The organism is Candidatus Pseudomonas phytovorans, from assembly GCA_029202525.1.
Lineage (GTDB): Bacteria > Pseudomonadota > Gammaproteobacteria > Pseudomonadales > Pseudomonadaceae > Aquipseudomonas > Aquipseudomonas phytovorans.
In genome coordinates, this window is sequence record CP119325.1 from 2,841,604 (window position 1) to 2,856,172 (window position 14,569).

General features: G+C 63.9%; 13 protein-coding genes. 6 read left to right on the forward strand and 7 right to left on the reverse strand.

The window, feature by feature from the left end; genetic code table 11:
* Positions 1-3: 3 nt before the first annotated feature.
* The 6 genes from P0Y58_12680 to P0Y58_12705 all read right to left on the reverse strand — a co-directional run bounded on the left by P0Y58_12680 (position 4) and on the right by P0Y58_12705 (position 7,626).
* Positions 4-1,299, reverse strand: a complete 1,296-nt coding sequence (locus P0Y58_12680; GenBank protein WEK32997.1) for an FAD-binding oxidoreductase — start codon at positions 1,297-1,299, stop codon at positions 4-6.
* A 54-nt stretch (positions 1,300-1,353) separates the two neighbouring features.
* Positions 1,354-1,776, reverse strand: a complete 423-nt coding sequence (locus tag P0Y58_12685) for a RidA family protein (protein WEK32998.1) — start codon at positions 1,774-1,776, stop codon at positions 1,354-1,356.
* A gap of 32 nt (positions 1,777-1,808) precedes the next feature.
* Positions 1,809-2,948, reverse strand: coding sequence for a tyramine oxidase subunit B (locus tag P0Y58_12690; GenBank protein WEK32999.1), 1,140 nt, complete (start codon positions 2,946-2,948; stop codon positions 1,809-1,811).
* 125 nt (positions 2,949-3,073) lie between these two features.
* Entirely contained in the window at positions 3,074-4,291 is a 1,218-nt protein-coding gene (locus P0Y58_12695) for a multidrug effflux MFS transporter (protein WEK33000.1), read from the reverse strand.
* Positions 4,292-4,651: 360 nt separating this feature from the next.
* Positions 4,652-5,962: a hypothetical protein gene (locus P0Y58_12700; protein WEK33001.1), complete on the reverse strand. Its 1,311-nt coding sequence runs from the start codon at positions 5,960-5,962 to the stop codon at positions 4,652-4,654.
* A 176-nt stretch (positions 5,963-6,138) separates the two neighbouring features.
* A complete protein-coding gene (locus tag P0Y58_12705; GenBank protein WEK33002.1) occupies positions 6,139-7,626 on the reverse strand; it encodes an aldehyde dehydrogenase family protein in 1,488 nt (495 codons plus the stop codon).
* A gap of 245 nt (positions 7,627-7,871) precedes the next feature.
* Between P0Y58_12705 and P0Y58_12710 the strand changes: the two genes are divergently transcribed.
* The 4 genes from P0Y58_12710 to hpaR all read left to right on the forward strand — a co-directional run bounded on the left by P0Y58_12710 (position 7,872) and on the right by hpaR (position 11,515).
* Positions 7,872-9,368: an APC family permease gene (locus tag P0Y58_12710; protein ID WEK33003.1), complete on the forward strand. Its 1,497-nt coding sequence runs from the start codon at positions 7,872-7,874 to the stop codon at positions 9,366-9,368.
* The gene (locus P0Y58_12715; protein ID WEK33004.1) at positions 9,349-9,918 is read left to right on the forward strand and encodes a DUF3156 family protein; all 570 of its coding nucleotides are present in this window, start codon (positions 9,349-9,351) and stop codon (positions 9,916-9,918) included. Before P0Y58_12710 ends, P0Y58_12715 begins: the two co-directional genes overlap by 20 nt.
* A gap of 113 nt (positions 9,919-10,031) precedes the next feature.
* The gene (gene feaR, locus P0Y58_12720; protein WEK33005.1) at positions 10,032-10,973 is read left to right on the forward strand and encodes a transcriptional regulator FeaR; all 942 of its coding nucleotides are present in this window, start codon (positions 10,032-10,034) and stop codon (positions 10,971-10,973) included.
* A 119-nt stretch (positions 10,974-11,092) separates the two neighbouring features.
* Complete coding sequence (hpaR, locus tag P0Y58_12725) at positions 11,093-11,515, forward strand: homoprotocatechuate degradation operon regulator HpaR (GenBank protein ID WEK33006.1); 423 nt, start codon at positions 11,093-11,095, stop codon at positions 11,513-11,515.
* An 11-nt stretch (positions 11,516-11,526) separates the two neighbouring features.
* Here the strand turns inward: hpaR and P0Y58_12730 are convergent, their stop codons facing one another.
* Positions 11,527-12,126, reverse strand: coding sequence for a helix-turn-helix domain containing protein (locus P0Y58_12730; protein WEK33007.1), 600 nt, complete (start codon positions 12,124-12,126; stop codon positions 11,527-11,529).
* A gap of 202 nt (positions 12,127-12,328) precedes the next feature.
* Here P0Y58_12730 and P0Y58_12735 point away from each other — a divergent pair, with 202 nt between their 5' ends.
* The gene (locus tag P0Y58_12735; protein WEK33008.1) at positions 12,329-13,498 is read left to right on the forward strand and encodes a flavin-dependent monooxygenase; all 1,170 of its coding nucleotides are present in this window, start codon (positions 12,329-12,331) and stop codon (positions 13,496-13,498) included.
* 79 nt (positions 13,499-13,577) lie between these two features.
* Positions 13,578-14,507, forward strand: a complete 930-nt coding sequence (locus tag P0Y58_12740) for a flavin reductase (protein WEK33009.1) — start codon at positions 13,578-13,580, stop codon at positions 14,505-14,507.
* The last annotated feature ends 62 nt before the right edge of the window (positions 14,508-14,569 follow it).

Here is a 14,569-nt window from a genome sequence, read left to right on the forward strand (position 1 = left end):
GGGTCAGGCGAATCGCTCGAAGCGGTAAGGCGCAGGGTCGATCAGCGGGGTAGCCTGGGAAACCAGGTCTGCCGCCAGCTGGCCGGCAGCAGGCGAGGTGCCGAAGCCATGCCCGGAAAAGCCGGTGGCCAGGGTCAGGCCCGGGATACTGGCCACAGGGCCGATGACTGGGTTGGAGTCGGGGGTGACGTCAATCGTGCCGGCCCAGGCGCTGGCGATGCGTGCCTGTTCGAACACCGGCCAGGCCGCCTTGAGGTTGCGCATGGCTTCGTCGTTGAGTGCCGGGTTGGCGTGCGGGTCTTGTACCCGTACCTGCTCGAAGGGGGTTACATCCGTGGCCTTCCAGCGTCGGGCCAGGGCCAGGTCCTTGAAGAAATACCTGCCAAAGCTGATGCGTAAAAAATCCCGCTGGGCACGCAGCTGGGGCAGGTAACGCTTGCCCAACAGCAGGTGGTCGAGGGTGAGGAAGGCATCCAGCGCGCCGCGCTGGGTGATGATGTAGCCGCCATCCTTGTGCTTGCGGAAGGAAAAGTCCGGTGCGCCAACGGCGATGTCGGTTGGCCCGTCCATGGGTTCTGTGCGCAGCACGGAACAGGTCAGCGGCAAGGTCGGCAGGTTGATGCCCAGGTTGCCAAGGAACTTGCGCGACCACAGGCCACCGGCCAGCAATACCTGGTCGCAGCGGATTTCGCCTTGCTCGGTGACCACCCCGCTGACCCGGCCAGCTGCGGTGACCAAGGTACGCACTGCGCAGTTCTCCACCACCACCGCGCCTTTGGCAATTGCCGCCCGGGCGATGGCGCTGGCGGCCAGGGTGGGTTCGGCGCGGGCGTCCGAAGGGGTGAAGATGCCGCCTGCCCAATCCGCTCGACCACCTGGGACCATGTTGGCGATTTCGCGCGAGCTCAGCAGGCGCGAATCCAGGCCCAGCGCCTCGACGCTTTTCAGCCAGCCTTCGTGCATGCCCATCTGGGTGTCGTTGCGGCCGATGAACATGATGCCGGCCTGGCGATAGCCGACGTCGCTGCCCACGCGGGCGGGCATCTCGGCCCACAGCCTGTCAGCTGCCAGCGCCAGGGGGATGTCGTGGGCGTGGCGGTTGGTCTTGCGTACCCAGCCCAGGTTGCGCGACGACTGCTCGCCAGCGATGCGCCCCTTTTCCAGCACCACCACCGGTATGTTGCGTTCGGCGAGGCTCAGTGCGGCGGTAAGGCCGATAATGCCGCCGCCGATGATCACCACGGTGGTGGCGTCGGGGTGGCGGGCGCTGGTTTGCACAGGGGCGATCGTGGGAGACATGGCTTTACTCGATGCGGTTGGGACAGGGTCAGTGCTCAGGGTTGGCCAGCGGCCTCACTGGCCAAGGCGGATCATCGTCACCTGCGCTTGCCCCGCGCCGCGGTAGGCCGTGACTTCCAGCTCGACCTTGTACACGGTCGAGCCCAGCGGCGGGCAGGTGACGGTGGTGGCCGGGTCGATGCCGCGGAACTTCTCGCCGATCACGTCCATCACCCGTGGCACATCGGCAGGGTCCTGGATGAACACGCGAGAGTTGATGACGTCGGCCAGGCTGGCATCGACCGCAGCCAGGGCGGTTTCGATGTTGGCGAACACCTGGTGGGTCTGTTCGATAACGTCTTCTGGAATCTGCTGGGTCTGCGGGTTGCGCCCGGCGGTGTTGGACACATGAATCCAGTTGTCCACCGCCACCAGGCGGGAGTAGCTGGCCATGTCTTCGAACCTGGAGCCGGTTTTCAGTTTGGTGATGTGTGTCATGGGCTTTGCCTTGTTATCCGGTTGTGGGGGGATCAGCTGAGAACGGGGGTTTCCCAGAGGTTGAGCTTCACGCCGATGCCTTGCTCGAGCGCCTTGCGGTACACCACGGTGCCCCAGGCCACGTCTTCGACGGGCATGCCGCCCACCGACATCAGGATGATTTCGTCGTCATGCAGGCGCCCCGGTGCGTCGCCGCTGATGATCTTGCCGATGTCCTCCACCTGCTCGGCGGCCAGCTTGCCTTCGGCGATCATGTCCATGAAGCGCACGCCTACCAGCGGCACGTGGTTGTGCGCAGGCTTGGGCAGCTCTTCGAACCAGGCTTCGTACAGGCCGGTGTTGTCCACCACCTTGCGCACGTCGTCCTGCTCCATGCCGGCGTCGATGCTGCAGGGCGCGGGCATCGCCAGGAAGGCGCCGGGCTTGACCCACTCGCGGCGCACCAGCGGGTATTGGCTGGGGTCGCCGACTTCGCCGGAGCTGCAGTAGCTGACCAGGTCGGAGCCGCGCACGACGTCTTCCAGGGTTTCCACTACTTGAACATTGGTGATTTGCGGGAAGCTGGTTTTCACCCAGGCGACAAACGCATCCAGGTTCTTCTGGCCACGGCCCTTGATCTTGAGGGTATCGATCAGCGGGCAGACAGCCATGAACGCGGCGACCGTGGTCTTGCCCATTACACCCGGGCCGGCCAGGCCGATGACCTTGGCGTCTTTGCGCGCCAGGTGGCGGGCGCCGACACCCGGGATGGCGCCGGTGCGATAGGCCGACAGCAGGTTGGCCGACATGTGCGCCAGTGGCGCGCCGGTGTCGGCATCGTTGAGGGTGAACATCAGGATCGAGCGGGGCAGGCCTTTCTCGCGGTTGGCGATGTTGGAGCCGTACCACTTGGCGCCTGCGGTCTGAAAGTGGCCACCGAGGTACGCCGGCATCGCCATCATGCGCCGGTCGGCCGTGGGCTTGGGCATGTTGGGGAATGGCGAGTGCTCGGGGAAGGTGATCATCGCGCCGTGCGAGTCGCTGTTCGGGCCGGCCATGCGGTAGTCACCCTGGTACAGCAGGCCGAACATTTCTTCCATGGTGTCGACACAGGCGGGCATGTCGGTGACGCCGGCGCGGATCATGTCCTGCTCGGACAGGTAGATGAAGTCAATTCTGGTATCGAGGGTCATGGCGGGTCTCGCAGGGCTGGCTGCCGTCGGATTTATTGTTGGTATCGAGGCAACCAGTTTCGCTAACGACTGGTAGGTCGTCTTGTGCCTGCCTGCCAGCCGAGTTGACCGTCAGTGCCAGCGCTTCAGTGGCCAGCGAGCGAAAAGCTGGCGGGGGTGTCGCGCAGGCTGAGGGCGGTCAGCAGGCACACCACCAGGGTGCACAGGGCCAGCAGCGCCGCCCATGCGGTCGGCCCGTGGTTGAGCACCACCGCAGCCAGGGGGGCCGCGCCGGCAGAGGCCGAGAGCTGGATGGCGCCCAGCAGCGCTGCGGTGGAGCCCAGTGCCTTGTCCTGCGAGGCCATCACCAGCGACATTAGCGTCGATTCGGCGATCCCCAAGCCGAACAGGGCCACCACCATGCCGCTGGCCACACCCGGCAGCCCCAGCCCCGTCAGTGCGCCGAGCAGGCTGATGCAGGCGCCGCCGGCCATGCACAGCACGCCTGCACGCGTCAGGGTATTCAGGCCCAGCCGGCTGATCAGGCGGCTGGCCGTCATGGCACCGAACAGGATCGATACCCCGGTGGCGCCGAACAGCAGGCCGAAGGCCTGGGCGCTCAGGCCGTAGTGGGCCTGGTACACCAGGGTGGCACCGCCGATGTAGGCGAACAGGAAGAAGAACACCGCCGCCACTGCCAGGGTCGGCCGCAGGAAGCGGCGGTCAGCGAGGATGGCCAGGTAGGTACGGCAGGCGTGGCCCAGGCGCAGCGGTTCGCGTTTACCCAGGGGCAGGGTTTCTGGCAGGTTCAGCAGGCTGTTGACCAGCACGGCCAAACCCATGCCGGCGAGTACCAGCATCACGGCGCGCCAGCCGAAATGCGCGTCGATCACGCCGCCCAGAGCCGGGGCCAGGATCGGCGCCACGCCTTCGATGGTCATCAGCAGGGCGAACAGCTTGGTCGCGGCTACGCCCTGGCTGACATCACGGACCATGCTCATGATTACTACCAAGGTCAGCGCACTGCCCAGGCCCTGCAAGAAGCGCAGGATGATCAGGGCGTCGAGGCTGGGAGCGGCGGCTGCGCCGAGTGAGCAGAGGATGAACAGCAACAGGCCGGTCAGCAGCGGCCTGCGCCGACCAAAGGCGTCGACGATGGGGCCGAAGAGCAACTGGCCGGCGCCCATGGCCAGCAGGAAGAACGTCAGCGTCAACTGCACGTGGGTGAAGCTTGCCTGATAGTGGCTGGCGATTTCCGGCAGGCTCGACAGGTACATGTCGACAGCGGACGGGCCGAGGGCGCCGATCAGGCCAAGGCCCAGGGCGAAGCGCAATGGTGTTGGGGGAGCGGGATCTGCTTGCATGGTTTTCTCTGGCTGATTTTTCACCTACCGATCGGTAGGTTGGCGAATATTATGCGCCGGGCCAGGCAAGGTCAAACGTTGTTCGCCCTGAAAAGTTCGGCGCCTGGGAGATCGAGCGCCGCCCGCGCGGCGCATCGCGAGCTGCGCTCGCTCCCACCTTTTTTTTGGCCAGTAACGCCTGTTACAGGCGCGCGCGACCGCCTTGTATGTACGGCGCGATATCGCGTCATGCGCCAAGGCGTTCGCGCGCAAATTCCCCAGGAATAATTGGCCCGAAAAAAACGTGGGAGCGAGCGCAGCTCGCGATGCGCCGCGCGGGCGGCGCTCGATCTACCAGGCGATGCAGCCGCCTCGGCGAACTCAGAACGGCAGAGCCACGGTCAGCTGGCTATACACATTGGTGCCATTCCCCCCCACCTGATTACCGCCGTTGCTCTCATCCTTGCGCGGCTGGTACAGCCCCACCAGCGGGCTGATGATCAAATGCTCGTTGACCGCCCATTCCACATACAGGTCCAGCTCCCGGGCATCGAGGTTGAGGCTGTCGCGGGTCCGCACGGTGTCGAAGTCGAAGTACAACGCGCCGACGGTGAGGTTTTCCAGCGGCGTCGCCTTCACGCCCACATGGTGAATACCAGTATTGCTGTTGAAAGGGCCGGCGTAATTGGCGGCGACCTCACCCTGAAACCAGGTGCCGTAACCGCTGGACAGGCCGCTGAACAGCGCGTCCCAGCCCGCCGAGTAACGGGTATAGCGATAGGTGACCGACGGCGCCCACGGCAGGTCGGCAAAGGTGTAGCCGGCCTGCAGATACCAGGCTTGCTCGGGGCCATCTGTCTTGTCCTGCCAGGCGTATTCAAAAGCGAAACTGGCATTGTCGATGCCGGCGCTGCCCTCACCGCGCACGCTGTACACGTCCATGCCCTCGCGGGCTTTTTGAAAGTCGCTGGCCCACTGGTCGGTAACGTCGATGCCGTGAATCCAGGTCAGCCCCAGGGTGCCCAGGGCGTGGGTGTAGTCCAGTGTGCCGGCGGCCAGTTCGGTTTCCGCCTGGGCGCGGTTATCGGATTTGAGCCACAGCAGGCTGCCATGCAGGCCTTCGCTACCACCCAGGCGCAGCATTGCGGTGCGGTCGAAGGCGTGACGGGCGGCCAGGTAGTAAGCACCGCCGCGGTCCAGGGCACCGTCGGCGACGCCATTACCCAGGTTCGGGCCGTCGTCGTTGATCAAAAAACCACTGCCCAGGCGAATGGTCTGGCGGCCGGCGGAAACGTCCACGCCATCCTTGCCCAGCGTGGGGAACAGGTCGGCTGAGCGCCAGCCGAGGAAGGCGTCCTCGATCTTGGTGGTGCGTTCCGTGCCGTCGGTGTTGCCGGCTGCATCACCATCGCCCCAGGTGGCCGAGCTTACCCAGTTCAGGCTGCCATACAGCGTGCCGTTGCCGGCCAGGCCCTGGTCCCCGCTGAGGCCATACTTGATAAAGCCTTCGCGCCAGGTCGAACCACCTGTGGTGCCGTCGTAGTTCTTGCGGCTGTTGAACATGCCCCATACCGCCAGCATGTCGGCGTTCAGGTGGCTGTCATCGTCGGCGTACAGCTCAACGGCCGGCGCGGCCTGGCTGGCCAGCAAGGTTGCCAGGGCCAAGGTGGACAGCGTTTGCGGTTTGACCATTACACATCCCTCGATTGTTCTCGGCACCTTCACAGGGGCCTTTGTTGTTCGGGGGCGCCCTCGGTCTGACGAGGGGCCATCGCGGTTGGCGGCGATGGCCTATTAGGGCGTGTGCGGCGGGGCGGGGTCTTGTTCGAGGCTGCCAAGGCGCTTGCACGCCTTGGCCAGGGGCGTGGTCAGTAGCGGATCATCACCGACTTCAGCTCGGTGAAATCGTCGATGAAGGCCGAGCCGAACTCGCGGCCAATGCCGGAAGCCTTGATGCCGCCAAACGGCACAGCCGGGTCGAGCAGGGTGTGCATGTTCACCCACAAGGTACCGGCCTGGATTTCGGGGATCATGCGCATGGCCTTGCCCAGGTCATTGGTCCACAGGCTGGCGCTGAGGCCGTAGGGCGAGGCATTCATCAACTGCAGCAGTTCGTCTTCGTCGTCATACGGCAGGAAGGTGGCCACCGGGCCGAAGGTTTCCTGGTTGAGCAGGGTGTCGCTGGCTGATTTGGCGAGAATCACCGTGGGCTCGACGAAACAGCCTGGGCCGTCGCCTATCTTGCCGCCGTGAATGATCTGGCTGCCCTCGGCGCGCGCGATGGCGAACAGATCGGCCAGCTTTTGCTGGTGCGGCTTGTTGGCCACCGGGCCGAACTGGGTGGTTTCGTCCAGCGGTGAGCCGATTTTCAGTTGGCCCAGCCGCTGGGACAGAGCATCCAGCAGTGGATCGATGCGTGAGCGGTGCACATAGAAGCGCTCGCCCGCGGCGCAGATTTGCCCCGAGTGCAGGAAGCCGGCTTCGATGATGCCATCGACTGCCTTATCCACGGCCACGTCGGGCAGGAAAGCCACCGCGTTCTTGCCACCCAGTTCCAGCGTTGCACGAGTCAGCTTGGCGCCCATGGCGGCCTGGCCGACGGCGATACCGGTGGGCACGGAGCCGGTGAACGAGACCTTGTCGGTACCGGCGTGCTCGATCAGCGCCTTGCCCACCAGGCCACCCCCGGTCAGCACGTTCAGTGCACCGGCCGGCAGGCCTGCTTCGGTGGCCAGTTCGGCAATGCGCAGCAGGGTCAGCGGGGTGAATTCGCTGGGTTTGAGGATGATGCTGCAGCCGGTGGTCAGGGCCGAGGCCAGCTTCCAGATGGCGATCATGGTGGCGAAGTTCCATGGCACGATGCCCACCACCACGCCAATCGGTTCGCGCAGGGTGAAGGCGCTGTAGCGCTCACCGGCGAAAGAAGGCAGCGACGGGGTAATGGTCTGGCCGGTGATCTTGGTGGCCCAGCCGGCGTAGTAGCGCAGGAAGTGCGCGGCCTGCTCTACTTCAAAGGCACGGGAAATGCCGATCAGCTTGCCGGATTGCAAGGTTTCCAATTGTGCCAGCGCTTCGCGATTGGCTTCCAGCAGGTCGGCCAGCCTGAACAGCACCGCGGCGCGGGCGGCGGGACTGGTGTGCGACCAGGCGGTAAACCCTTGGCGCGAGGAGCTGACGGCATGGTCGACATCGGCCTGGTTGGCGTCGGCGATGTGGGCGATGGTCTGGCCGTTGGCCGGGTTGACCACGGCGATGTTCGAGGACGACTGGCTGGCCAGGTGCTGGCCGTGGATGAACACGCCATGCTCGCGGGCCAGGAAGGCCGTGACGGCAGGGAGGAGGGTGATGTCGCTCATGCAAACTCCGGGGCAGGTGGCCAAAGCCTGCAGCTTAGTGAGCGGGGCAGAGCGGTTCTTGTGCCTGCGTGACAGGGGCATGACTGTGGCTGCCAGGCTTGCCGGCGATGAGGCCGATGCAGGCATGAACAGAGGGCGCTGGCAGGCAGCAACAAGGGCGGCGGCAGCCATTGGCAAGACGCCATGCCACCTGCAGCGCACAGTGATCACTCGTTCAACGCCATAAAAACAAGCCGGGGCATACGATGTCACTCAATAACAAGCTCACCGAGCACCTCAACCGCGGCACGGTCGGTTTCCCCACCGCCCTGGCCAGCACCGTCGGGCTGATCATGGCCAGCCCGGTGATCCTCACCGCAACCATGGGCTTTGGCATCGGCGGCAGCGCCTTCGCCGTGGCCATGGTCATCGCTGCATTGATGATGCTCGCGCAGTCCACCACATTCGCCGAAGCCGCTTCGATCCTGCCGACCACAGGCTCGGTGTACGACTACATCAACTGCGGCATGGGCCGTTTCTTCGCCATCACCGGCACGCTGTCGGCCTACCTGATCGTGCACGTGTTCGCCGGCACCGCCGAAACCATTTTGTCGGGGGTGATGGCGCTGGTGAACTTCGAGCACCTCAATACCCTGGCGGAATCTGCCGGCGGTTCGTGGCTGCTGGGGGTGTGCTTCGTGGTGGCGTTCGCGGTGCTCAATGCCTTTGGTGTCAGCGCCTTCAGCCGCGCGGAAGTGGTGCTTACCTTTGGTATGTGGACCACCTTGATGGTGTTCGGCGTGCTCGGCCTTATTGCTGCTCCAGCAGTGGAGCTGGACGGTCCGTTCGGCGTGTCACTGGTGGGCACCGACCTGATGACCATCCTGTCGCTGGTCGGCATGGCCATGTTCATGTTCGTCGGTTGCGAGTTCGTCACACCGCTGGCGCCTGAGCTGCGCCGCTCGGCCTGGGTGCTGCCACGGGCCATGGCGCTGGGCCTGTTTGGTGTGGCCAGCTGCATGTTCATCTACGGTGCGGCGATGAAGCGCCAGGTGGAAAACGTGGTGCTCGATGCCGCCAGCGGCGTGCACCTGCTGGACACGCCCATGGCCATCCCGCGTTTCGCTGAGCAGGTGATGGGCGACATCGGCCCGGTGTGGCTGGGTATCGGCTTTTTGTTCGCCGGTGCGGCAACCATCAACACACTGATGGCCGGTGTGCCACGCATTCTCTACGGCATGGCGGTCGACGGCGCGTTGCCCAAGGTGTTCACCTACCTGCACCCGCGCTTCAAAACGCCGTTACTGTGCATTCTGGTGGTGGCGTTGATCCCTTGCCTGCATGCCTGGTACCTGGGCGGCAACCCGGACAACATCCTGCACCTGGTGCTGGCCGCCGTGTGCGCGTGGAGTACCGCTTACCTGCTGGTGACGCTGTCGGTGGTGATCCTGCGCATTCGCCGCCCGGACCTGCCGCGGGCCTACCGCTCGCCACTGTTCCCGTTGCCGCAGATCTTCTCCAGCAGTGGCATCCTCATCGGCATGGCGTTCATCACGCCGCCAGGCATGAACCCTGCCGATGTCTACGTGCCGTTCGCCATCATGCTGGGTGCTACTGCGGCCTATGCGTTGTTCTGGACGCTGTGCGTGCAGAAGGTCAACCCGTTCAAGCCGGCACGGGTTGAGGATGTGCTAGAGAAAGAGTTCGCCGCCGAACCTGGCCACGCCGTGGAGCACGTGCTGCATGATCAGAAGTTTGCGTGAACGCCTGCTGGCGCCACGAGCGCCTTCCGGTTACCGACCCGGGACGACGCTGGCATGCCTGGCGCGCAACCTGGGGCAGCAGAACCTGGCTGCCGGGGTGCTCCACGGCCCGGTACCGGGCTGGCAGGCTCAGGTGCACGAACGCATCGAAGCCCACCTGCTGATGCATATCGTCACCTGTGAGTTCCAGCTGTTGCTGCCTGCCCCGCAAGGGGGCGATGTCAGCCTGGAGCTGCGCCACACCGGTGCGTTACGCCGCACCGGCCTGGCGTGCGTGTACCGCAAGGGTGACCGTGTACGCTTCGCTCAACTGCGTGACCGGTTGCTGCAGCAGGCAGCACTGGTGGCAGCCCTGATGCCACTGGATTTCAAGCGCTTGACCCTGGCCTGGCGCGACGGCCAATGGTTGCTGACACTGGAGCACATGGGCGGCAGCGAAGTGGTCAACCGCATGCCAGCGTTTCGCCGCTACATCCCGATCAGCCCGCAGCAGCGGGCGCACCTGATGGCCAGCCTGGCCCAGTTCAACGCCTTGCTACCCAGCCTTTGACGCAACCTGGCATACGCCTTGCGGTATGTACCGACGAATGATGACAGTTGTGCGTACATAGATAACATGTTAACAATGTGCGCATAACAACAAATCCTGCGTCGAGGGTAGCCATGCATACTCAACAATCCAACCGTTATGGGCTGGAACGCTGGACCACGGCCTTGCAGCAGATCTGTGGCCGCTTCGAGACGGAGCTTGCGTCCAACCACTCGCTGTTCATCGGCGAAATTTCCACCTTTTCCCGCGCAGGCTTACCGCTGGCCAATTTGCGCACCAACGCCGGCAACATCCGCCGGCTGGGCGAAAATCCCACCCTCGACGATGATCAGCATTGCTTTCTGGTCAGCCAGCGTGCCGGGCATTCCACCGTGTGCCAGGGCGGCGTGCAGGTCAGCCTGGCGCCGGGTGAGCTGCTGCTGATGGATTCGGTCGGGCGTTGCGAGATCACCCCCAGCGGCTTGATCGAGCATGTCTCGCTGGCCCTGTCGCGTGAGCAGGTGCGCAAGTACGTGCAGGGCAGCGGCCCGATGTTTGGCAAGATCTCCTCGACCAACGCCTGCGGGCGCATGCTGCATGTGCTGATGGACCAGCTGTGCAAGGACGGTAACGTAAGCGGCGATGGCGCCCAGGGCGACGCGCTGCAGACTGCCTTCATCGCCCTGCTGGAGCCGGGCTTCGAGCGCCATGGTGAAGCGCCGGGCAACCTCCAAGCCTTGAACGGTGCCAACCTGCGCGGTTACGTGCAGCAAGTCATCGACGAGTCGCTGTCACAGCCCGGGCTTAGCCCGGCCAACCTGGCAGGGCGCCTGAACATCTCGGTGCGCCACCTGTACCGTTTGTTCGAGGAGGAAGGCGATAGCGTGTGCCGCTATATTCAGCGGGCACGCCTGAAGCGCAGCGCCGATGACCTGGCCAACCCGTTCTTCAGGAGCGAATCGATCACCTCGATCGCCTACAAGTGGGGGTTTACCGACTCGGCGCACTTCAGCCGCTCGTTCAAGAAACAGTTCGAGCGCTCGCCCAAGGATTACCGGGCCCAGGCGATGGCCTGAGGCGCAACCGACGGCTGGCGTTGCTGCCTGGAAATGGGTGGAAATCATTCTATTAATGTATTAATGATTATGCACTGCCATACTCGCCGGTTTGCTGATTCCAGCCCTTCAGAGCCCGCATGACCACACCAAGACCTTCCCTGACCCTGACCTTGCTGCAGGCGCGCGAAGCCACCATGGCGTTCTTCCGCCCGGCGTTGAATGCCCATGACCTGACCGAGCAGCAATGGCGGGTCATTCGTATCCTGCGCCAGCAAGGCGAGCTGGAAAGCCATCAGTTGGCGGAGCTGGCCTGTATCCTCAAGCCCAGCATGAGCGGGGTGCTCAAGCGCCTGGAGCGTGACGGCATCGTGGCGCGGCGCAAGTCGCCGGAGGACCAGCGCCGGGTGTACATCCGCCTGACCGAGGCCGGCCAGCAGGCGTTTCTGGCCATGAGCGAAGAGATGGCGAGCAACTACGCCAAGATCCTCGCCCAGTTTGGCGAAGACAAGCTGCAGCAGCTGATGCAACTGCTGGATGAAATGAAGAAGATCAAACCCTGACGCGCCAAGCGTCAGCCGTTGAGTGACAGTGAGTCTTCGAGCACTTTCAGCAGTGCTGCCGCGCGGCGCTCATAGGCAGCGGGGCCTGCGTACATCAGCTCTACATACAGGCTGTCGATGATGCCCAGGTAAGCATCGGCATACAGCGCCAGGCGGCTGTGCTGCTCACGCGCCCAGCCATGGCGAGCTTGCAGGGCCACACAGAACCCTTCGCGTATGCCGTTCAGGTAGTTTTCGAAGCCCGTTGTGACAATCGGCTTGATCCCTGACGGGGGCAGGAACGCTGTGCGCAACACGAAGCGCAGCTCGGCCGAGTCGCGATAACGTTCGGCCAGGTGCAGGGCCAGCCAGTGCCCCGGCGCCAGGCCGTCGCGGCCTTCCTGCGCAAAGCCGTGCTCGACAAAGGCTGTTTCCTGCACCAGCGCACGCTGGAATACCTCCACGAACAAGGCGTCCTTGTTGGCAAAGTGCGCATACAGGGATGCCTTGCGCATACCCGCCAACTGGGCGATTTCGTTCAGCGAAGAGGCGTCATAGCCGTACTCGGCGAAGTGGCCGACGGCGGCATCGCACACCCGCACCGCAGAAGGGGAAAGGTCTTTCAACAGCATCGCTCCATCAGGGGCGCGGCGGGCCGCGCGCGTCTTGAGGGTGGGATTGTGGTGATCGAAAATGCACGGGTCAATGCTTGTCGCCAGGCAATTTCCGCAGGCCATGGAAAGTGCAATGTTCCCCTCGTAACGTGCATTCCGCGGCCCAGTTGCCGCTCACATACTGATCGCGTCTTTGAATCCAATAAGAAAGAGACCGCTCATGAAAACGCCAAACCCCCTGCTGGAAGACCTGAAGTCCGTCCTGCCGACCATCGCCGCCAATGCCATGGCCGCTGAGCAGGACCGCAGTGTACCGGCAGAGAATATCGCCTTGCTGAAAAGCATCGGCATGCACCGCGCCTTTTTGCCCAAGCACTACGGCGGTATGGAAATCACTCTGCCAGAGTTTGCCCAGTGCATCGCCCTGCTGGCGGGGGCCTGCGCCAGCACCGCCTGGGCCATGAGCCTGTTGTGCACCCACAGCCACCAGATGGCAATGTTCCCGGCCAAGCTGCAGCAGGAGGTGTGGGGCAGCAACCCGGACGCTACCGCCAGCAGCAGTATCGCGCCGTTCGGCCGCACTGAAGAGGTTGAGGGCGGCGTGTCGTTCAGCGGCGAAATGGGCTGGAGTTCCGGTTGCGACCACGCCGAATGGGCGATCCTCGGATTCCGCCGCAAGAACGCCGAAGGCACTCAGGATTACTGCTTCGCGATTCTGCCACGCAGCGACTATGAAATCCGTGATGACTGGTATGCCGTGGGCATGCGCGGCAGTGGCAGCAAAACCCTTATCGTGCGTGACGCCTTCGTACCCGAGCACCGCATCCAGAAGGCCAAGGACATGATGGAGGGCAAGTCGGCGGGCTTTGGTTTGTACCCCGACAGCAAGATTTTCTTCGCCCCGTACCGCCCCTATTTTGCCAGCGGCTTCTCCACGGTCAGCCTGGGCGTTGCCGAGCGTATGCTGGAGGTATTCCGCGAGAAAACCCGCAACCGCGTGCGTGCCTACACCGGTGCTGCAGTGGGCGCCGCCACCCCGGCGTTGATGCGCCTGGCCGAGTCGACCCACCAGGTGGCTGCTGCACGTGCACTGCTGGAAAAGAGCTGGGACGAGATTGCCGAGCACAGCGCCCGCCACGAATACCCATCGCGTGGCACGCTGGCGTTCTGGCGTACCAACCAGGGCTATGCCGTGAAAATGTGCATCCAGGCCGTCGACCGCCTGATGGAAGCCGCCGGTGGTGGCGCCTGGTTCGAGCGTAACGAACTGCAGCGGCTGTTCCGCGATTCGCACATGACCGGTGCCCATGCCTACACCGACTATGACGTATGTTCGCAAATCCTCGGCCGCGAGCTCATGGGCCTGGAGCCTGACCCGGCAATGGTCTGAGCCGACACCTGTTTTCAACCATCCCTTACAAGCACAACAACAAACAGGGCAGGCTGCCAGGCCTGCCCGGGAGTCTTGCATGTCCAATGAAACCTTCGATGCACGCGCCTTCCGCCGCGCCCTGGGCAACTTCGCCACCGGCGTGACCGTGGTCACGGCTGCCGGGGCCAGTGGCCGCAAAGTCGGCGTTACCGCCAACAGCTTCAACTCGGTATCGCTGGACCCGGCGCTGATCCTGTGGAGCATCGACAAACGCTCGACCAGCCACGAAGTGTTCGAAGAGGCCTCGCATTTTGCCGTGAACATTCTGGCGGCGGACCAGATCGACCTGTCCAACAACTTTGCTCGCCCGAAAGAAGACCGTTTTGCCGGCATCGACTACGAAACCGGCACCGGCGGTGCGCCGCTGTTTGCCGACTGCGCGGCGCGCTTCGAGTGTGAAAAGTACCAGCAGCTGGACGGTGGCGATCACTGGATTCTGGTGGGCAAGGTGGTGGCCTTCGATGATTTTGGCCGCTCGCCGCTGCTGTACCACCAGGGCGCCTATTCCATGGTGCTGCCGCATACCCGCATGACCCAGCCCGCAGAGGGGCAGGCGCCGAGCAGCCACTTCCAGGGCCGCCTGCAGCACAACCTGTACTACCTGATGACCCAGGCGTTGCGCGCCTACCAGGCGGATTACCAGCCACGCCAGTTGTGCACCGGGCTGCGTACCAGCGAGGCACGCATGTTGATGGTGCTTGAAAACGATGCGGGGCTGAGCCTGAACGACCTGCAGCGCGAAGTGGCGATGCCGGCGCTGGAGATTGAAGAGGCGGTGGCCAACCTCAAACGCAAGGGGCTGATTGCCGATGACGAGGGCAGGGTGCGCTTGTCGGTGAAGGGCGTGGACGAGACCGAGGCGTTGTGGACCATTGCCAGGGAACAGCAGGACAAGGTGTTCGGGCAGTTCAGTGAAGAGCAGCTGGATAACTTCAAGACAGTGCTCAAGGCCCTCATCAACATCTGAACATCGCGTTGGATGGCACCGGCTGTGCCGGTGTTCGCGGGTGAACCCGCTCCCACAGGTTC